16 protein-coding genes are annotated in these 19,488 nt (G+C 46.5%); 4 read left to right on the plus strand and 12 right to left on the minus strand.

Annotated features, from left to right (window positions below):
• Positions 1 to 59 precede the first annotated feature (59 nt).
• From MF542_RS17765 to MF542_RS02995, 3 genes are all read left to right on the plus strand, one after another.
• Complete coding sequence (locus MF542_RS17765; RefSeq protein ID WP_247015795.1) at positions 60 to 1,991, plus strand: alpha/beta hydrolase family protein; 1,932 nt, start codon at positions 60 to 62, stop codon at positions 1,989 to 1,991.
• 208 nt (positions 1,992 to 2,199) lie between these two features.
• Complete coding sequence (locus tag MF542_RS02990; RefSeq protein ID WP_247015796.1) at positions 2,200 to 4,113, plus strand: alpha/beta hydrolase family protein; 1,914 nt, start codon at positions 2,200 to 2,202, stop codon at positions 4,111 to 4,113.
• A 41-nt stretch (positions 4,114 to 4,154) separates the two neighbouring features.
• Positions 4,155 to 4,961 carry a DUF3667 domain-containing protein gene (locus MF542_RS02995; RefSeq protein ID WP_247015798.1) on the plus strand — a complete coding sequence of 269 codons (807 nt, stop codon included), beginning with the start codon at positions 4,155 to 4,157 and terminating at the stop codon, positions 4,959 to 4,961.
• A gap of 14 nt (positions 4,962 to 4,975) precedes the next feature.
• Here the strand turns inward: MF542_RS02995 and MF542_RS03000 are convergent, their stop codons facing one another.
• Positions 4,976 to 5,851 (minus strand): HpcH/HpaI aldolase/citrate lyase family protein, encoded by an 876-nt coding sequence (locus MF542_RS03000; protein WP_281501522.1) that lies wholly within the window; start codon positions 5,849 to 5,851, stop codon positions 4,976 to 4,978.
• 87 nt (positions 5,852 to 5,938) lie between these two features.
• On the minus strand, positions 5,939 to 7,768 hold the full coding sequence (locus tag MF542_RS03005) for a M2 family metallopeptidase (protein WP_247015802.1): 1,830 nt from the start codon (positions 7,766 to 7,768) through the stop codon (positions 5,939 to 5,941).
• Between the two features lie 183 nt (positions 7,769 to 7,951).
• On the opposite strand from MF542_RS03005, the gene MF542_RS03010 reads away from it, so the two are divergent.
• Entirely contained in the window at positions 7,952 to 9,217 is a 1,266-nt protein-coding gene (locus MF542_RS03010; RefSeq protein ID WP_247015804.1) for a sensor histidine kinase, read from the plus strand.
• A gap of 36 nt (positions 9,218 to 9,253) precedes the next feature.
• Here the strand turns inward: MF542_RS03010 and MF542_RS03015 are convergent, their stop codons facing one another.
• The 10 genes from MF542_RS03015 to MF542_RS03060 form a co-directional block, all read right to left on the minus strand.
• Positions 9,254 to 10,276, minus strand: coding sequence for an aspartate-semialdehyde dehydrogenase (locus MF542_RS03015; protein WP_247015806.1), 1,023 nt, complete (start codon positions 10,274 to 10,276; stop codon positions 9,254 to 9,256).
• Positions 10,277 to 10,386: 110 nt separating this feature from the next.
• Positions 10,387 to 11,472, minus strand: coding sequence for a 3-isopropylmalate dehydrogenase (gene leuB, locus MF542_RS03020; RefSeq protein WP_247015808.1), 1,086 nt, complete (start codon positions 11,470 to 11,472; stop codon positions 10,387 to 10,389).
• Between the two features lie 22 nt (positions 11,473 to 11,494).
• Positions 11,495 to 12,100 carry a 3-isopropylmalate dehydratase small subunit gene (gene leuD, locus MF542_RS03025; protein WP_247015810.1) on the minus strand — a complete coding sequence of 202 codons (606 nt, stop codon included), beginning with the start codon at positions 12,098 to 12,100 and terminating at the stop codon, positions 11,495 to 11,497.
• Positions 12,101 to 12,115: 15 nt separating this feature from the next.
• The gene (gene leuC, locus MF542_RS03030; protein WP_247015812.1) at positions 12,116 to 13,528 is read right to left on the minus strand and encodes a 3-isopropylmalate dehydratase large subunit; all 1,413 of its coding nucleotides are present in this window, start codon (positions 13,526 to 13,528) and stop codon (positions 12,116 to 12,118) included.
• Positions 13,529 to 13,714: 186 nt separating this feature from the next.
• Positions 13,715 to 14,086, minus strand: coding sequence for a 50S ribosomal protein L19 (gene rplS / locus MF542_RS03035; RefSeq protein WP_343264775.1), 372 nt, complete (start codon positions 14,084 to 14,086; stop codon positions 13,715 to 13,717).
• A gap of 4 nt (positions 14,087 to 14,090) precedes the next feature.
• Positions 14,091 to 14,810 carry a tRNA (guanosine(37)-N1)-methyltransferase TrmD gene (trmD, locus tag MF542_RS03040; protein ID WP_247015816.1) on the minus strand — a complete coding sequence of 240 codons (720 nt, stop codon included), beginning with the start codon at positions 14,808 to 14,810 and terminating at the stop codon, positions 14,091 to 14,093.
• On the minus strand, positions 14,810 to 15,415 hold the full coding sequence (gene rimM, locus MF542_RS03045) for a ribosome maturation factor RimM (RefSeq protein WP_247015818.1): 606 nt from the start codon (positions 15,413 to 15,415) through the stop codon (positions 14,810 to 14,812). Before rimM ends, trmD begins: the two co-directional genes overlap by 1 nt.
• Before the next feature lie 63 nt (positions 15,416 to 15,478).
• A complete protein-coding gene (rpsP, locus tag MF542_RS17770) occupies positions 15,479 to 15,868 on the minus strand; it encodes a 30S ribosomal protein S16 (protein WP_343264779.1) in 390 nt (129 codons plus the stop codon).
• Positions 15,869 to 15,987: 119 nt separating this feature from the next.
• Positions 15,988 to 17,397, minus strand: coding sequence for a signal recognition particle protein (gene ffh / locus MF542_RS03055; protein ID WP_247015820.1), 1,410 nt, complete (start codon positions 17,395 to 17,397; stop codon positions 15,988 to 15,990).
• 217 nt (positions 17,398 to 17,614) lie between these two features.
• The gene (locus tag MF542_RS03060; protein ID WP_247015822.1) at positions 17,615 to 19,408 is read right to left on the minus strand and encodes an ATP-binding protein; all 1,794 of its coding nucleotides are present in this window, start codon (positions 19,406 to 19,408) and stop codon (positions 17,615 to 17,617) included.
• Positions 19,409 to 19,488: the final 80 nt, after the last annotated feature.

Consider the following 19,488-nt stretch of genomic DNA (forward strand, 5'->3'; position numbering starts at 1 on the left):
CTAACTAAACTTAAAGATGCCATTAGTAATCCATAGTAATATATTTATAGGAGTATCCTGTGGGGGGATTTAAGAAATCACTATTAATCGCCAGCGCTTTATTTTTCGCTCTGGCCCCGGGTTATGCAACAGACGAAATAATACCAGTAGAAGCCTTTTCAAACTTACCAAATCTCAGCCGCCCCAGGTTATCTCCCGATGGTAATCAGGTCGCCTATTTCGTTGATCTTCAAGGCCGCAGAGCTTTAATGATTCAACCCTTTGATGGGGAAGAGAGTCAAATTATCCCATCAGGTGAAAACACTAACCTGACCAGCTTCCGGTGGGCAAACAATCATACCATCGTTCTACAGTATGGCAGCACATGGAAACGTTTTGAGTTTAATACAAAAACTTCCGAAACCAGAGTAACTGCTTTCAATCTGAAAACGCGTGAATATACATGGCTCGGACAACCTAAACAGAGCCGCACCAGCAATGCTACGATTTACACATCACAAAACGAACGTATCGTAGATATGCTCCCACACGATCCCAAGTACATCCTAATGCAAATGGATTTTGAACTTGATGGCCGATCATCTGTCTACAAAGTGAACGTAAAAAATGGTCGCAAGCGTGAAATCATTCAAGATCGCCCTGGTATTCAACAGTGGTTCACGGATCAAAACTCGGAAGTCCGCCTTGGATTAGGGTATTATGATGATGAATTCCGCATTACCTTTAAAAACCATAAGGGCAACTGGGAAAGCCTAAACCAGGTTGATTGGTATAAAACATACGACATCGAAGGCTTTACCGCACAACCTAATGTTATTTATGTCAGCGGCCCATCTGAACACGGCACTGACGGATTATATACGCTAGACCTGAATTCAGGCAAAATTATTGATACTCTCTTTGAACATAAAGATGTTGATATGAGTAACATTGTAACCCATCCAGTCACCGGAGTAGTTATTGGCGTTGGTTACACTACAGATTTTTACCGGGTGAAGTTTTTCGATAAAACCATGGCAAAAATCCAGCGTAGCATTGCCAAAGTCTTAAAGAAGGATATTACCACCCTTACCCATGCGGCAAAAGAACAGGAACGCTATCTTTTCCTGTCTTCCAGTGATCAAAATCCTGGCACCTATTATCTTTATGATCGCGGACTAAAAGCTCTCAACGTCATAGCTCCTGTACGTGCTCATATTATTCCAGAGCAAATGGGCACCGTTAAAATGGTGAACATAACCGCTCGAGACTCCATAAATATTCCAAGCTTTCTTACTTTCCCAGCAGGTAAAGAAGACACCAAGAGTCTTCCGGCAATTATTTTACCTCATGGAGGCCCTTTCGGGGTCAGAGATGATGCACATTGGGACTATTGGGCCCAATTTTATGCCAGTCGCGGCTACATCGTATTGCAGCCCAATTTTCGTGGATCTGGAGGATATGGCCGGACACACCGCTACTCTGGTTTCAATCAGTGGGGCGGCAAAATGCAAGATGATCTAACAGATGCCACTAAATGGCTTATCAGTGAAGGCTACGCTGACCCTGAGCGTATTTGCATTGTTGGTGGATCTTATGGTGGTTATGCATCCCTCATGGGTCTGATTACCGAACCTGATCTATATAAATGTGCGATCTCTATTAATGGTGTAACCAATCTGCCGCGTATAAAACGTGATGACAAAAACAATAGTATTGGCGGTAGAAACTGGATTAAACGTATGGGCCTAGATGGCGTGGATGATGAACAGGTATCACCCTATCATAGGGCACAAGAAATCAAAGTTCCGGTCATGCTTATCTCTGCGGAGGATGATACGCGCGTTTCATATCGACAGTCGGGTCAAATGCATACTCGACTCAGAGAACTAGGTAAGGATTCCACTTATATCAAACTGGATGACGGTGGTCACAGCTTGGTCACGGCGAAAGCACGTCATACGCTCCTAACCGAAACAGAAAAATTTCTTCAAAAACACATCGGAAACTAATCTATTGTTTTTATATGCAATTAACTAAAGAGTTGCCGCTTTGGCGGCTGCTCATATTTTCCTATCTACAGATGAACAATAACCGCACACCAAGCCTTTGCGAACTAAAGTCTTACACTTTAGGAATAATGATGTATAACTCTTGTTGGGGGTAGAAGTCGCCAGATCTTCTACAAAATTGGGCATTCTTATTTTTCGGGGGAGAAATATGCTTAGATTTTTGTGCGTATTCACTGCACTTTTCTTCACAATATCCATGGAAGCAAGTGTACTTGCAAAAGACGAAATCATACCAGTTGAAGCTTTCTCAAAGCTTCCAAATATCAGTCAGCCAAAACTATCACCTAGCGGAACAAAGCTAGGTTTCTTTATCGACCTGAAAGGGAAAAGTGCCCTTTTTGTGCAAAATATTGACGGTGAGAACCCAAAGGTTATTCCGGCACCTGCAAATACCAGTATTGAGGCCTTCTACTGGAAAACCGACAATATCATGATTTTAACATCAGGCGGCACCAGTAAACGTGATGAATTTCGCACAAAGGTGCATGAAACACGGGTTCAATCATACAATCTAAAGAAAAACAAACTTCGTTGGCTTGCTAAACCGAAGAAAAACAAGCGAATGTCACAGAACGAGCGTATCGTGGATCTTCTTATTGATGATCCTGATCATGTGCTTCTGCAAATGGATTTTGAGCTTGATGGCGCTTCAACCGTTTACAAAGCAAATGTTCATTCTGGTAAATATCGCTCCGTTAAACCTGCACGTCAGGGTATTCAAAACTGGTTTACAGATTACAGTTCTGAAGTACGCCTAGGCACAGGTTTCTCAGGAGAAACATTTAACATTCGCTTTAAAAATACTAAAGGCGAATGGCGGGATCTTACGAACACTAGCTGGTATCAGAAATACACATTTGAAGGTTTCACAACAGATCCAAATATCATTTATGTAAGTGGCCAAACAGATCACGGTACTAATGGCCTTTTCACTCTTGATCTACAATCCGGTGAAATTGTGGAAAGACTGTTCACCCACGAAATGGTCGATATGGATTTTATTACTTTAAATCCTATCACGAACAAGCCAGCAGGCGTGACATACACAACTGATTTCCAGCACACGAAATATTTCGATAAAACACTATCAAAAATTCAGCGCAGTATTGCTAAGGCTCTTAAGAGCAAAAACGTTACATTGATCAGCTCTGCCCGCGACAGAGAGCTCTATATGTTTGTGCTCTCTAATGATACGGACCCTGGCAGTTATTATGTATATGACCGGGAAAATAAAAAACTGGGTTATTTCGCTTCAGCCAGAGATTTCATTGATCCGAAACAAATGGCTTCAGTATTATCTGTAAACGTCCCAACCCGGGATGATGATGCAGTACCTACATACATCACCGTACCAAATGGCATTGAAACACCGAAAAACATGCCAACGATTATCCTACCACACGGTGGTCCATACGGTGTCAGAGATGATGCACACTGGAATTACTGGACACAGTTTTATGCAAGCCGTGGATACTTGGTAGTTCAGCCTAATTTCCGTGGTTCCGGCGGTTATGGCGACCACCACTATGCCAAAGGCGTAAAACAGTGGGGTGGTTTGATGCAAGACGATGTTACTGACGCAACAAAGTGGGTTATTGATCAAGGTTATGCTGATCCTGAAAAAGTATGCATTGTTGGCTGGTCATATGGTGGCTACGCCTCACTTATGGGACCCATCAAGGAACCGGGTCTTTATAAATGTGCTATTTCCATCAACGGTGTTGCCAATCTACCTCGTCTCAAAGTAACTGACAAAAAAAGCGCTATTGGTGGTAGTGCCTGGATCAAACGAATGGGGCACGAGGACAAAAACGATAGGGACGTTTCCCCTTATCACCGTGCATCCGAGTTCAACGTTCCTGTGATGCTTATCGCAACAAAAGATGACGCTCGTGTTCCATATGAACATTCAGCTGATATGCATAAAGCACTGAAAAAGCAGGGTACAAAGAGCGAATATATCCTGTTCGAAGAAGGCGGGCATTCCATGTATACCTCTGACAACAGAAAGAAGATGTTGGAAGCAACAGAGAAGTTCCTGAAAGAACATCTTGGTAGCTAAGATATTTTGCGTATAGCCAAATAAAATTTAATGAGGCCAGCATGACAGTATTTTCACCGCATGAAGGAACATGTGTAAATTGCGAAAATACCATTACTGGCCTCTACTGCAATCAGTGTGGGCAAAAAGCCAATACCCAGCGACTTGAGATTAAGACACTTCTTGGTGGTGCTTTTAAAGCGCTTATGGAACTGGATTCCAAAGTATTCCGTACGATTAAAGAACTTACACTGAACCCCGGCCAAGTTGCTCTTAATTACATAGGCGGTGCGCGCGTTGCTTACCTGAACCCGGTGAAATACTGCATCACTATTTTTGCACTTATTCTGGCGATCATGCATCTCTCTGGCCAAATTGACCAAACTGTAGAGAAAGTAACCACAGCCAATCTGGCTTGGCAGGAACAATCAAAAGACTTAAATGATGCTGTTCTGAAGTATGCAAAAGCGCGGCAAAAAGCCACCGTTGAGGTTTACTCAGAGTATCTTCAGCCAATGCAATTGATACTGATCCCAATTGCAGCTCTTTTCCTGAGATTACTACACTATAGAAAACGCAGAAACTATGCCGAGATTGCCAGTTTTCTCTGCTATATCTTCGCGCATACGGCCCTGATTAATATTCCCATTCTTCTCGCTATGCTTCTTTTCGGCATGCTTTCTTATTTTAATTTGTGGGTTTATTCAGCGGTTCTGCTGTTCATGTTTGCGTATGGTTCAAAAATTTTCTTTAAGCTAACTTGGCCTGGCTTGTTGATCTCTCTGCTTTTATCCACAGCGGTATATTTTGCCTTAGCCGGTTTAACTATATCCGTTGCAGCAGAACTAAGGATGGCTGGTTATATATAAAAGCCGATGTACTGCTAGCCTCCAATATCAGCAATTGCTTCAGCAGCTGCCTTTATCTTTCTGGCCTGCTCCACATGCAGTTCTTCAATCATCTTACCGTCCAGCACCGCCACACCTTTGCCATCAGCCTTCGCTTTATCAAAGGCACTAATCATGCGTTCCGCAAAGGCAACTTCTTCAATGGATGGAGCAAAAACATTATTCGCCGTTTCAATCTGCGAAGGATGGATAAGGGTTTTACCGTCAAACCCCATTGCCTTCGCCTGTTCGCATTCAGCATGTAGCCCTTCAGTGTTTTTAAAATCATTATAAACACCATCCAGAATAGTAATATCTCGTGTACGTGCCGCGAGCATGGCAAGCCCAAGAGCTGTAATGACTGGCTCCCTTGATGGCGTATGGCTTGCCCCCAAATCTTTCACTAAATCATTGGTACCAATCACTACACACTTAAGCCGTTCTGACGCGCCCACAATTTCCTGTGCGTTCAAGAACCCAAGTGGTGTTTCCATCATGGCCCAAATCGCTGTATCCATATCGCCTTGAGCCAAAAGAGCACCAGCAATGGCTTTCACATCATTCGCGGTTTCAATCTTAGGCACTAAAATAGCATCCGGTTTAACAGATGCCGCGGCGACCAGATCATCTTGCCACCAATCAGTATTCAAGCCATTGATGCGAATGATACGCTCCCTATGGCCGTACTCACCAAATTTGATGGTGGCTACTGCCTGTTCTCGTGCTTCTTCCTTAGCGTCCGGGCTAACCGCATCTTCGAGATCAAAAATCACAGCGTCACAGGCCAGTGTTTTCGCTTTTTCAAGTGCACGTGCGTTACTGGCAGGCATAAATAGAACACTGCGGCGGGGACGGAAATCAGACACGGACATATCCTTCATAAGGGTAAACGAAAAAAGCCCGGGCATTGTACCCGGGCTTTCGCAATAATCCAGTACTGGATTATCTATTGCGGCAATTTACCAACCACACGAACGGTTTTTGTTTTGCTCATCAAGCCACTCTTTAAGCGGCGCGAAATACGCCACCACGGAAGAACCATTCATCTCACGTGTTCCTGTAAACACTTCAAGAGCATCAGGCCACGGTTTTGATGAACCTAGTTCCTGCATCGCCTTGAACTTTGCACCAACTTCCTTGTTGCCGTAGATGGAACAACGGTGCAGCGGTCCTTCCCAACCTGCATCTTCACAGGCTGTCTGGTGGAATTGGAACTGCAGAATATGCGCCAGGAAGTAACGTGTGTAAGATGTGTTATTCGGGATATGATATTTAGCACCCGGATCAAACGCATCAGCTGGGCGCTCATTCGGTGCTTTCACACCCTGGTATTTCTCACGCAGTTGCCACCAGGCATCATTGTAGCCTGCTGGTGTTACTTCACCAGAAAACACCTTCCAGCGCCACTGATCAACCATCAAACCAAACGGCAGAAATGCCACCTTTTCAAGCGCCTGCTTCATAAGAAGTGGAATATCTGCATCAGCCGAAGGCACTTCATCAATCAAGCCAATTGTTTTCAGATATTCGGGTGTAATGGAAAGCGCGATCATATCACCGATAGCTTCATGGAAACCACCGTGCGCACCGCCTTGATCAAGACCAGACTGATGTTTGTAAGCACGCTGGTAGATGTTATGGCCAACTTCATGGTGCATGGTTGCAAAATCTTCACCATTCACCTTCGTACACATCTTAATCCGGATATCATCCTTAGCATCCAGGTTCCATGCAGAAGCATGGCACTGCACTTCCCGGTCACGCGGTTTTACAAACAGTGAACGTTCCCAGAATGTATCCGGCAGTGGTTCAAAACCAAGCGACTGGAAGAAGTCGTCCGCCGCACCCGCCATTTTCCTCGCGTCATACCCATTGGCTACAAGGCGCTCAGTGAGATCAAAGGTTTTAGCGTCACCCTCAGGCTTCACCATATCATAGATATTACCCCAGCTCTGTGCCCACATATTGCCAAGCAGGTGCGCTGGAATAGCTTCAGTTTTTGAAACAACTTCATCGCCATAGTTTTCATTAAGCTTGGCCCGTACATGACAGTGAAGAGCATCATAAAGCGGCTTCACCTGTCCCCAAAGACGGTCAGCTTCACCGGCGAAATCTTCCATTTCATACTGGCCGCGCCACATGCCGCCAATATCATCAAAGCCCATTTCAACGGCGCCTTCGTTTGCAATTTCCACCATGCGCGCATATTGATCTTTCATCGGCCCAGAAACTTCACGCCAGCCATCCCATGCTTCAAGAAGCTTGGCAGGATCACGTTCTTTTGCGAGCACATCAGAAGCATCACCAAGTGTAGCTTCTTTACCGTCCAGCGTAAGCTTACCCGTTGCATATGTTGCCCCAAGGTTTGCTTTGATGGTCGCAAGCTCTGCAGTGCGCTCTTTATTCTGGGGAGCTGGCAGATCAAGAAGGAACTTCAACTTGTTAAACTTCCGGCGTAGTTCAGCAGGCATTTCAACATCATTGAAGCGCTTTGCCTTTGTAGCCAGATCAACGGTAAGAAGCGTGAATTTTTCATCAGCACTTGCAGCCAGTTGGTTTGTATCTGTGGTTACGAAATTTGCTTGTACCCAAAGAGCGCGGCCATAGGCCAAACCTTCAGCATCCAGCTGTTTTTCCGCATCCAAGATAAAAGCCTGAGCTTCCGCAAGCGTTGGCGCTTCTACTTTCGCAATTCGGGTATCAGCAGCATTATCAAAACATGCTGCCAGCATCAGTGATGCAGCCGTTAACACCGCAACTTTGGATAATCCGGATTTCATATTCCTCATATCAAGCCCCTCCTGATAGATATTGTTATATTTTTCACCTATCCGGTCTGACAAATCCGGCCATCACTGTCAACTGAACATAACTTAAGACAGTCAAGCAAAGTTAAACCGAAGTAAAATACAGCTTTATTTTCAACATAATTTAGTAAAGTATATGCATAGGGGTAATAAGAAGGTGCTGCTATGTCATATATGCCAGATACCGTTCAGAGTTTTGGAAGTAATTTAGAAATCAATCCCACCATCAAGGCCTTACTGGAAGGTCTGGCAAACGTTTCCGGCATAACCTATCTGAAAGCAGTTTCTAAAAGCATATGTGATGCGCTTGGCGCTGATATTGCGCTTGTTGGGCAATTAAGCGAAGACCGGCAAAGCATGCAAACCATCGCTATGTACCGTTTTGGTGAACATGTTGATGATCTTCAATATGGTCTCAGAGGAACACCGTGCGCAGAAACAGTCACCAGCGATTACTGCATATACCGTAAAGGTGTTCAGCATGAATTCCCCGATGATCAGGATTTAGTGGACGATGCTATTGAAGGGTATATCGGCTATCCGCTTATCGATGAAAACGGCAAAACAATAGGGGCTATCATCGCTCTCAGCCAGCAGCCTATTGAAGTAGATAGCCTGATCATGGATTTCGCACGCATTGCCGCCGCCAGAACGAGAGCAGAATTGCAGCATTATATCTTGCAGAAAAAACTACAGGATACATTGAGCGATTCCCTAATCCTGAACTATACAAAATCTATGTTTATGGCGAATATCAGCCACGAAATGCATAATCCGCTTGCCTCCATGATTGGATATGCGGCCCTTATCAGGGACGGTCAGGTAGACCCAAAAGAAGTCAGGGATTTTGCCAATAGCATATGTACTATTGGTGAAACACTGCAAGCGCTTGTCAGCGATATTATCTCTCTCTCCTCGCTGGAGCTTTGGGGTAATTCAATTGCCAAAGAAACTTTTGATTTAACGGATACTGCAATTGCGGGCAAACGCATGCAGATGCAGCAAGCCGCTAGCAAAAATCTTAAAATACTCCCTATTAAACAAACAGAACCTATTTATGTCGTTGGTGACATAACCCTCACCAAGAAGGCACTTTTGAATGTGCTTATCAATGCTGTGAAATATACCGAGAACGGTGAGATTGAAATCAGCATTTCCAAAACTGAAGATGGCGCTGAAATTGCTATAACAGATACTGGCATTGGGATGTCTGTGGAAAAGATATCCGCAATAACCAAGCCAATGAAAGATATCGGAAGTACATACGAATTCCATCAAAATGGTGCTGGTTTAGGTGTTCCGCTCTCTATTATGATGATGGAAAAACAAGGTGGCCAACTTTCTATCGAGAGCGCAGAAGGCAAAGGTACAACTGTGCGCTTACATTTCCCTAAAGAACTTCTATCAGACAAAGAAGGCGACTTTATCTAAAGTCGCCTTCCTTTGAGTTCTAATTGTCAGCGCAACTTATTCAGCAGAAATAAGGCCTTGGTTCACAAGGGATTCTGCAATCTGTACAGCATTCAGTGCTGCACCCTTACGCAGGTTATCTGAAACCACCCAGATATTGAGGCCATTCTCAACTGTTTTATCTTCGCGGATGCGTGAAATGTATGTTGCAAAATCACCCACACATTCTGTTGGTGTTGTATAACCACCATCTTCGCGCTTATCTACAACTAGGCAGCCTGGAGCCTCACGGAGGATTTCACGCGCTTCAGTATGGCTGATTGGCTTTTCAAATTCGATGTTTACAGCTTCTGAGTGGCCAATGAACACAGGCACACGCACACATGTAGCTGTTAGCTCAATATCCGCATCAAGCATCTTGTGTGTTTCCGCGACCATCTTCCACTCTTCTTTCGTAGAGCCATCATCCATAAATACATCAATGTGCGGGATAACGTTGAAAGCGATCTGCTTCGGGTACACTTCATTTACGATCGGATCATTTACAAACACAGCACGTGTCTGGTTGAAGAGCTCATCCATCGCAGCGTTACCGGAACCGGAAACAGACTGGTATGTAGAAACAACCACGCGCTTGATTTTCGCGGCGTCATGAAGCGGCTTCAGCGCCACAAGCATCTGTGCAGTTGAACAGTTTGGGTTCGCAATGATGTTTTTCTTAGAAAAACCTTCAAGCGCCTTTGCGTTCACCTCTGGCACCACAAGCGGCACGTCAGGGTCCATACGGTAAAGGGATGAGTTATCAATCACCACACAGCCGGCTTCTGCAAACTTTGGCGCGAACTCTTTTGAAACACCTGAACCCGCTGCAAAGAATGCGATATCAACACCTTTTGGATCAAAGGTATCAAGCGCTACGATATCGAGATCTTTATCACCGTAACCCACCTGTTGACCGATGGATTTTCGGGATGCAATCGCGATAACTTCCTTAGCTGTGAAATCACGCTCAGCTAGAATATTAAGTACTTCACGACCGACATTACCAGTCGCACCTACAACAGCGACACGAAAACCCATTATACTCTCCTGTGGGTAAAAAATTTTGAGGCTCCTTAATGACGGGAGCCCCCTTAATGGTCAAACACTAATGCATAGTGTGGTGAATCAATTTTTCTTGTTCCAGTATGTTAGCCAAGCGCTTTGAGGATACCGTCCCCCATGCCCTCAGTATTCACTTCAGTCATACCCTCTGACATCAGGTCCCCCGTTCTAAGGCCTTGAGCAAGTGCCTCAGATACTGCAGCTTCAACCTTGTCCGCTGCATCGCCCATATTAAGGCTGTAGCGAAGCGCCATAGCGAAGCTGAGAATAGCCGCAATTGGGTTCGCAATACCCTGGCCTGCAATATCGGGCGCGGAACCATGAACCGGTTCATAAAGCCCCGGTCCGCCATCACCAAGTGAAGCAGAAGGCAGCATACCAAGCGAACCCGTCAGCATGGCCGCTGCATCAGAAAGAATATCCCCAAACAAATTATCGGTAAGGATTACATCAAACTGCTTTGGGGCCTTCACAAGTTGCATAGCACAGTTATCTGCAAGGATATGTTCAAGCTTCACATCAGAATATTCTTCCGCATGAAGTTTGGTTACTTCTTCTCTCCACAAGAGGCCAGCTTCCATCACATTGGCTTTTTCAGCACTGTGCACACGCCCGCCACGCTTGCGCGCCATATCAAAGGCTACGCGGGAAATTCGGATAATTTCAGCATCCGTATAGCGCTGGGTATTAATGCCAATACGGCCACCACCCGGTAATTCTTCAATACCGCGTGGTTCACCAAAATAAACGCCACCAGCAAGTTCCCGAACAAACAGAATATCAAGGCCTGCAACAAGATCACGCTTTAGGCTTGATGCATCCGCAAGCGCATCAAAGCACATGGCCGGGCGCAGGTTTGCAAACAAATCAAGGTCTTTACGGAGGCGTAACAACCCGGCTTCCGGGCGTTTATCATAATCGGTTTTGCCGTCCCACTTCGGGCCACCAACACAGCCCATGACAATCGCGTCTGATGCTTTTGCTTTTGCGAGTGTCTCATCTGAAAGCGGCACACCCTCCGCATCATATGCGCAGCCACCAATAAGACCTTCATCTACATTGAAAATAACACCGTAAGCGCCTTCAACCCACGCCATCACGCGGCGAACCTGTGCCATAATTTCTGGGCCGATGCCGTCACCCGGCAAAAGCATAATATTATGTGTTGTCATAATGAATTAAATCCCTTGCCGCTTATGCCCGATAGAGCCACGGTGTCATGTGTTTTTGTTTTTCTTCAAACGCAGAAATTGCCGCTGATGCCTGAAGCGTTTGTCCAATACTATCAAGGCCATTCAGCAGCATATGTTTATGTGCCGCATTATAATCAAACTCATATTTGCTGTTGCCAACTTCTACAGTTTGATCTTCAAGGTTCACCGTAATATCCTGCCCACCTTCGGCAGCCATAGCAATCGCATCCACCTCGGCCTGAGGCAGCGCCACTGTAAGGATACCGTTTTTCACACAGTTACCCGCGAAAATATCAGCAAAACTTGGTGCTATAATACAGCGGAAACCAAGTTCGGCGATCGCCCACGGTGCATGCTCGCGGCTTGAACCACAGCCAAAGTTATCACCGGTTACAAGGATTTTCGCTCCTTTATAACGGTCACTGTCAAAAACATTATCCCCAACACGGTTACCCACCGCATCAAAACGAACCGTTTCAAATGCGTGTTCACCAAACCCTGTGCGTTTGATTGATTTCAGATGCTTCGCCGGAATAATGATGTCTGTATCAACATTCGCCCGCATATAAGGGGTTGCGATTGAGGTTACTTGCGTAAATTTTTCCATCTCTCTTCCCCTGCCTTAAAAATCACGAACATCAACAAAATGGCCAGCGATCGCTGCAGCCGCAGCCATTGCTGGGCTTACAAGATGCGTGCGAGCACCAGGCCCCTGCCGCCCCACAAAATTCCGGTTACTTGTGGAAGCAACATGCTCACCCGCACCAGCTTTATCCGGGTTCATAGCAAGGCACATAGAACACCCTGGCTCCCGCCATTCAAAGCCGGCGTCAATGAGGATTTTATCAAGCCCTTCAGCCTCTGCTTGCTCTTTCACTAAGCCCGATCCCGGCACAACAATCGCTTCAATAATCCGGTCGGCAATCTTTCTACCCTTGGCGATTTCCGCGACGGCGCGAATATCTTCAATGCGGCTATTAGTGCATGAACCCACAAACACGCGGTCTACCGGGATATCAGTGATCGCCTGCCCTTGTTCGAGCCCCATATATTTCAGTGCAGCTTCAAGGGATGCGCTTTTATGATCATCCTGAATATCCGATGCTTCTGGCACAAAGCCAGTAACTGGTGCCACATCCTCCGGGCTTGTGCCCCATGTTACCTGCGGTACAATATCATCGCCGTTCAATACGACCTCCGTATCAAACGAAGCGCCTTCATCAGAGCCCAGCGTTTTCCAGAAACTAACGGCGGCATCCCACTGCCCTGCCTTTGGGGACTTTGGCTTGCCGCGCAAGTATTCAAATGTTTTCTCATCAGGCGCCACAAGGCCCGCGCGCGCTCCTGCTTCAATCGACATATTACAGAGCGTCATTCGCCCTTCCATCGAAAGCCCTTCAATAACCGAACCTGCATATTCAATAACATAACCTGTGCCGCCGCCAGTGCCGATCTTGCCAATAATTGCAAGCGCCACATCTTTGGCTGTGCAGCCAACAGGCAAGGTACCATTTACCGTTACCCGCATGTTCTGAGATTTCTTCAGAACCAGTGTTTGGGTTGCCATAACATGCTCAACCTCACTGGTACCAATCCCGAATGCAAGCGCACCAAAAGCACCGTGGGTGGAGGTATGACTATCACCGCACACCAGTGTTACACCGGGCTGGGTAAAGCCTTGCTCCGGGCCGATCACGTGAACAATGCCCTGCCGCACATCATCTATAGCAATATACTCAAGCCCGAACTCTTTCACATTCGCTTCAAGGGCTGTTAGCTGTGCCGTAGACATCGGATCAGGGTTCGGAAGATGCCTGTTTTTCGTGGGCACGTTATGATCCGGCACGGCGATAATACTATCGGGCCTATGGATTTTACGTCCAGCGGCGCGAAGCCCGTCAAAAGCCTGTGGGCTTGTTACTTCATGCACCAGATGCCTGTCGATATAAAGGAGAGCCACACCACCTTCACGCTCTTCAACAACATGGTGTTCCCAAATCTTATCATACATCGTTTGTGGCATGGTACCTGACATGAAAATGCTCCGCTCATCGCCGATTAAATCACATATCCCGCCTTTGGCCTGATTGGCCCAATGATATCAGATAATAAAAAACGGGAGCAGGAAATTAATCCTGCCCCCGTTCTTTAATCTCGCCTCCAACACTAAGCAACTTAATAATAGCTTAAATGCTGAATTTTGAAATATTATTTCAAAGACTTATTTTTTCATCCAGTCTTTGCGCTCAGCGATACGAGCAGCCTTACCAGTACGGCCACGTAGGTAGTAAAGCTTCGCACGACGTACTTTACCGCGACGCACAACAGTGATGTTGTCTACAGCTGGACCATAAAGTGGGAATACACGCTCAACGCCTTCGCCGTAAGAAAGTTTGCGAACTGTGAAGTTAGAGCTGATGCCCTTGTTAGCACGTGCGATACATACACCTTCAAACGCCTGTAGACGCTCACGGCTACCCTCGCGAACTTTAACGTCTACGCGAAGTGTATCACCAGCACCAAATGTTGGGATTTCTTTACCTTCAGTAAGTTTAGCAATCTGTTCTTGCTCTAGTTTTTCAATAATATTCACGATATTATTCCTTTTCTTCTTTTTCCCGTACATAGGTCGACCAGAGATCCGGCCGGCGTATACGAGTCAACTCTTCCGCTTTTTCGCGGCGCCATTCAGCGACTTTTTTATGGTGCCCGCTTGTTAGCACCTCCGGAATTTCTTTACCCTCCCAAACCTGTGGTCTGGTATATTGAGGGTATTCAAGAAGCCCCGATGTAAAACTCTCTTCATCCAGTGTGCTCATTTTCCCCATCACACCGGGGATAAGCCGCACAACAGAATCCAGCATCACGATCGCTGCTGGCTCACCGCCTGACAGCACAAAATCACCAACGCTGATTTCTTCAACCCCGCGCGCCTCAAGAACACGTTCATCAACGCCTTCGAAGCGTCCACACAGGATTGTAACACCGCCTGCTTCTTGCCATCGCTGCGCTTCAGATTGATCAAATCTTTTCCCGCGCGGGCTCATATAAACAAGCGGCCATTCTGGTTTCGCCTCAGCTCTCGCTGCATCAATGGCTTTCCCCAGAATATCAGCACGCATAACCATCCCCGGACCACCGCCCGCAGGGGTATCGTCAACTGAGCGGTGCTTATCGCTTGAAAAATCGCGGATGTCCAGTGTTTTCAGCGCCCACTTACCATCCCTTAACCCTTTCCCCGCAAGGGACTGACCAAGGGTGCCCGGAAACATCTCCGGAAACAGGGTTAAAAGCTGCGCTGTAAACTGTGGTTCCATCAGTTTTGCTCTCCAGCGGCATCATCCGTATCTCTTTCTGATACTTGGCTTTTTTGCCACTCTGAGAAAGCAATTTCCACACGACCAGCTTTAATATCCACCACTGGCACAAGTGCTTTACGGAATGGGATAAAGACGCTGCGTCCGAGGCCTTTTACTGGCGCGTTGAGGATAAGTTCTAAAAGATCTTCAGCACCAAAATTTTCAACAGACTTCACGAATCCAATTTCACTGCCTGATTCATCCACGGCCGTTAACGCGATCAGATCAGCCAGATAAAACTCATCATCTTCTTCAGCGGAAAATGTATCACGCGGTATATAAAGGCGTTTACCCTTCAGCTTCAGTGCATCTTCAGGGTTAGTAACGCCTTCCACACGCGCAACATAACCATCTTTACTCGCACGCACTTTCTTAAGCGCCACTTTAGAACCACCTGCGCCAATATGAATATCAGAATAAGAGAAAATGGCCTCAGGCTGCTCTGTGAACGATTTCAGCTTCACATCACCGCGCACACCATGGGAGCCAGCGAAAGCACCAATACAAATCCAACCGCCTTCAATACCGGCTTGTTCAAGATCTTTTTTCGGGCGTATGGTCATTTTCTTTTATCCTGAAACAGAAAAGGCGCGAGCAAAAGCCCGCGCCAATTCCATAAGAAATGCTTATTCAGCAGCAGCTTCTTCTGCAGCTTCCGCAGCAGCGGCTGCAGCAGCTTCAGCTTTTTCTTTACGCTCTTCGATACGCTCTAGAGCTTTTTGACCAGGCTTCGCTTTGTTAGGGTTATTGCGAACGCGTTTGTCAGCAACAATACCAGCAGCTTCAAGGAAGCGTAGTACACGGTCAGAAGGCTTCGCGCCTTTACCCATCCACTCTTTGATGCGGTCTTCGATAAGAATTACGCGGTTTTCGTCGTCTTTAGCGAGCATTGGGTTGTATGCGCCAACTTTCTCGATGAAGCGACCATCACGAGGCATGCGGCTGTCAGCTACTACGATACGGTAGTAAGGACGTTTTTTTGCGCCACCACGTGCGAGACGAATTGCTAGTGCCATTTTAGTTTCCTTTCAGAATCCCAAACCAATATGGGATTATTCTCAAGTTTAGTTTTGCTCAATATCCGGTTCGCCTTATCCCTTCAAAATGAAACCATTTTAAAGGGGGCTCGCGCAAATTACTTGAGCAGTTTATCGAACCCAGGAGGAAGACCGCCGCCCGGCAAGCCACCGCCGCCAAGCATTCCGCCCATTCCACCAGGTAATCCAGGCATCCGGCCACCTTTGCCCATTTTGGACATTTTCTTCATCATCTTGGCCATTTGCATGTGCATTTTCAGGAGCTTATTCACCTCAGGCACACCAACACCCGCACCAGCGGCAATACGCTTTTTGCGAGATGCATTGATAAGCTGTGGTTTCTTGCGCTCCGTCTTCGTCATGGAGCAGATGATTGCTTCCTGACGTTTGAACACTTTATCGTCCACACCAGATTGGTTAAGCGCGCTCTTCATCTTGCCAATACCTGGCAACATATTAAGAACACCCTTCATACCGCCCAGCTTGGACATTTGCTGAAGCTGTGTTCTGAGATCATCAAGATCGAATTCGCCTTTGGCCATTTTCTTGGCCATTTTTTCAGCGTCTTCCTGCTCAATGGTTTCAGCAGCTTTTTCAACAAGACTTACAACGTCACCCATGCCGAGAATACGGCTGGCAACACGCTCAGGGTGGAAATCTTCCAGCGCATCCATTTTCTCGCCAGTACCCGCAAGCTTGATCGGCTTACCAGTAACTGCGCGCATGGAAAGCGCAGCACCACCGCGACCGTCACCGTCCATACGGGTGAGAGCCACACCAGTGATACCTACTTGAGCATCAAATTCTTTCGCGACATTAACCGCGTCCTGACCAGTTAAACTGTCGGCAACAAGAAGTGTTTCAAGCGGCTGCGTTGTATCGCGCACTGCTACCACTTCTGCCATCAGGCTTTGGTCAACGTGAAGACGGCCTGCCGTATCAAGCATAACAACATCAAAACCCTGCAACTTGGCAGAATCCATAGCGCGTTTTGCGATATCAACAGGCATCTGCCCAGTGATGATTGGCAGCGTTTTTACACCAATCTGTTCACCGAGCACTTTTAGCTGCTCTTGTGCAGCCGGACGGCGTACATCAAGCGACGCCATCAATACTTTTTTCTTATCTTTTTCTGTCAGGCGTTTGGCGATTTTCGCTGTTGTGGTTGTTTTACCAGACCCCTGCAAACCCACCATAAGGATCGCAACAGGCGGGACACCTGCAGTATTGATCGTGCTGGCTTCAGAACCAAGCATACCAACAAGTTCATCGTTAACGATCTTAACAACCTGCTGGCCCGGTGTAACCGACTTAAGAACTTCCTGGCCAACCGCTTTTTCAGTAACTTTTTTGATAAAGTCTTTAACAACCGGGAGCGCAACATCTGCTTCAAGAAGTGCTACACGCACTTCGCGCATCGCTGCAGAGACATCTGATTCCTTCAGCGCACCACGACGCGTCAGGCCATCAAAAATGCCACTCAACCGATCGGACAAACTATCAAACATACTCTCTTCACCTTCGTAAAAAGCGGTTCAAATTCAAAGCATTACAGGTAACATTCAAACCAAAGACCAATGGCACCAGTGGGCGAAACTCGCTGACTGGTGGGTATCACTGGGTAGGCCTCAGTAGACACTCTCTAGCTATGTTGTGCTGTAAAAGCAGGCATTCGTTAAGCTTTTAAGGCATGAGAGTCAAGGAAAAAGGGCTGTTTTAAAGGTTTCAAGCTTTCACCGAAACCAGCCTGTTAATAGCTTCAGCAAGCTTGCGTTCCTTAATCGGCTTTCCAACCACTGCAGCGGCCCCTATTCGCAGATAACTCGCTCTATCATCAGGGCCAGCGTTGGCCGTTAATGCAATGATAGGAACATCTGCTTTTGCCTTTTCCATTCCCTGTACAGCGTGAATTACCTGCGCACCATCCATGCGCGGCATTCTGATATCCATAAGAATAAAATCATACGGCGGGTTGGCTTCAATTTTCTCAAGGGCAATCTGACCATCATCAGCAAACTCAAGTTGCCACGCATGCTTTGCCAAAAGTTTTTCAATCAGCATCTGATTGATGGAAACATCTTCAGCAATAAGAACCCGGAGTGGCGCTTTGGATATAGAGGGCAGTACTTCCGTCTGCACTGCGGATTTAGTAGCTTCCTGTTCGTCAGACAATTTAAACTTAGCAGTGAAGGTGAATGTTGCTCCTTCACCCGGGATAGCTTCCGCTACCACATCACCGTCCATTAAACGCGCCAGTTCACGGCTGATAGGAAGCCCTAGCCCAGTGCCGCCTGTTGATGTTGTTGAGGTATCATCAATCTGCCCAAACCGCTGAAACAGCTTTTCAGCTTCCTCCGCGTGGAACCCTACACCTTGATCTTTTACACTGCATGAAACATGGGCGAAATCACCTTCGACAGTCAGTTGAGTACTGACAACAACCGAGCCTTCATCCGTAAATTTAATCGCATTATCAATCAGGTTAAAAAGAACCTGTCCAACCCTAACTGGGTCACCTTCCAGAAATGTTTTGCGGGGGCCGGTAAGCCTTTTGATAATAAGAACATTTTTCTTGTTCTGCGCTTTGGGTAATAACAGCCCCTTCACCTGCTGAAGAATAACCTCAAGATCAAAGCTTCTGGTTCTGAACTCAAATTTGCCTGCTTCGATTTTTGCGATATCCAGAAGGTCATTGATAATAACCAGCAAGCTCCGCGCGCTGAACTGTGCTGCGCTTACAGTTTCTTCCTGTTCTTTTGTTAAAGCAGTTGTTTCAAGAACATCAAGCATACCTAATACGCCAGTAAGCGGTGTCCGAAGTTCATGCGTAGTGTTGGCCAAAAATGCATCCTTGGCGATATTGGCCCTACGTGCTTCCTCCACAGCTTTTTCCGCGTCGGCTCGTTTACGCTCCACAAGCTTATTCGCTTCTTCAAGCCGCGCTGCTTTATCAGCATTTTCAAGCGCCAACTCTTCGGCGCTATAGAGAGCCTTATACCGCACCATAAAGCCCATAATGCTTACGACTGTCGTACCAAACAGCAGGAAGGCAAAGTGGCCCACAAGCGGGCCACCAAGTTGCAACATTACATAGATATAAAGCCCGGCTGTAAGCGCTAAAAACCCTAAGAAAATCCGCACAGAAAGCGTAGCCATGCATATAACAAACATGATCAGTGCATTATTGGTAAGCTGAAGAATATCCCCTGACAGGTAAACATGCAGGTAAACGGCTACACTTCCCAAAATTCCTGTTGGAATAAAAGCATACCGACACTGTTTTGGGGTAAGAACACCTCGAAGAACAGCTATACGAATGATCACAGAAACAATCGCTGTTGCAAGTGAACTGGATATCAACGGGATTAATATATCACGGGGAACAAAGAAGAGATGTGCCACACTGATAACCAGATAATAAAAGGCACCAATAGAAAGAATACGGCTTAATTGCTGCACATAGAGACGATCAAGCGCCTCTTGTATCCTATCGTTCGCCTTGAAGTAACGATCCAGCATGCTAGCCCACTCAAATTCCTCACCGGAGCATAGCCTAGACCAAACCCTTTGATCCCGCAAAAGAAAAAGGGGCCAAAGCC

Source organism: Kordiimonas laminariae, assembly GCF_023008165.1.
GTDB lineage: Bacteria > Pseudomonadota > Alphaproteobacteria > Sphingomonadales > Kordiimonadaceae > Kordiimonas > Kordiimonas laminariae.

Excerpts from the sequence above, each read along its gene's own strand:
- MF542_RS02990 (WP_247015796.1), top strand. The coding sequence starts at position 2,200 with ATGCTTAGATTTTTGTGCGTATTCACTGCACTTTTCTTCACAATATCC.
- MF542_RS02995 (WP_247015798.1), top strand. The coding sequence starts at position 4,155 with ATGACAGTATTTTCACCGCATGAAGGAACATGTGTAAATTGCGAAAAT.
- MF542_RS03000 (WP_281501522.1), bottom strand. The coding sequence starts at position 5,851 with ATGTCCGTGTCTGATTTCCGTCCCCGCCGCAGTGTTCTATTTATGCCT.
- MF542_RS03005 (WP_247015802.1), bottom strand. The coding sequence starts at position 7,768 with ATGAGGAATATGAAATCCGGATTATCCAAAGTTGCGGTGTTAACGGCT.
- MF542_RS03010 (WP_247015804.1), top strand. The coding sequence starts at position 7,952 with ATGTCATATATGCCAGATACCGTTCAGAGTTTTGGAAGTAATTTAGAA.
- MF542_RS03015 (WP_247015806.1), bottom strand. The coding sequence starts at position 10,276 with ATGGGTTTTCGTGTCGCTGTTGTAGGTGCGACTGGTAATGTCGGTCGT.
- leuB (WP_247015808.1), bottom strand. The coding sequence starts at position 11,472 with ATGACAACACATAATATTATGCTTTTGCCGGGTGACGGCATCGGCCCA.
- leuD (WP_247015810.1), bottom strand. The coding sequence starts at position 12,100 with ATGGAAAAATTTACGCAAGTAACCTCAATCGCAACCCCTTATATGCGG.
- leuC (WP_247015812.1), bottom strand. The coding sequence starts at position 13,528 with ATGTCAGGTACCATGCCACAAACGATGTATGATAAGATTTGGGAACAC.
- trmD (WP_247015816.1), bottom strand. The coding sequence starts at position 14,810 with ATGGAACCACAGTTTACAGCGCAGCTTTTAACCCTGTTTCCGGAGATG.
- rimM (WP_247015818.1), bottom strand. The coding sequence starts at position 15,415 with ATGACCATACGCCCGAAAAAAGATCTTGAACAAGCCGGTATTGAAGGC.
- rpsP (WP_343264779.1), bottom strand. The coding sequence starts at position 15,868 with ATGGCACTAGCAATTCGTCTCGCACGTGGTGGCGCAAAAAAACGTCCT.
- ffh (WP_247015820.1), bottom strand. The coding sequence starts at position 17,397 with ATGTTTGATAGTTTGTCCGATCGGTTGAGTGGCATTTTTGATGGCCTG.
- MF542_RS03060 (WP_247015822.1), bottom strand. The coding sequence starts at position 19,408 with ATGCTGGATCGTTACTTCAAGGCGAACGATAGGATACAAGAGGCGCTT.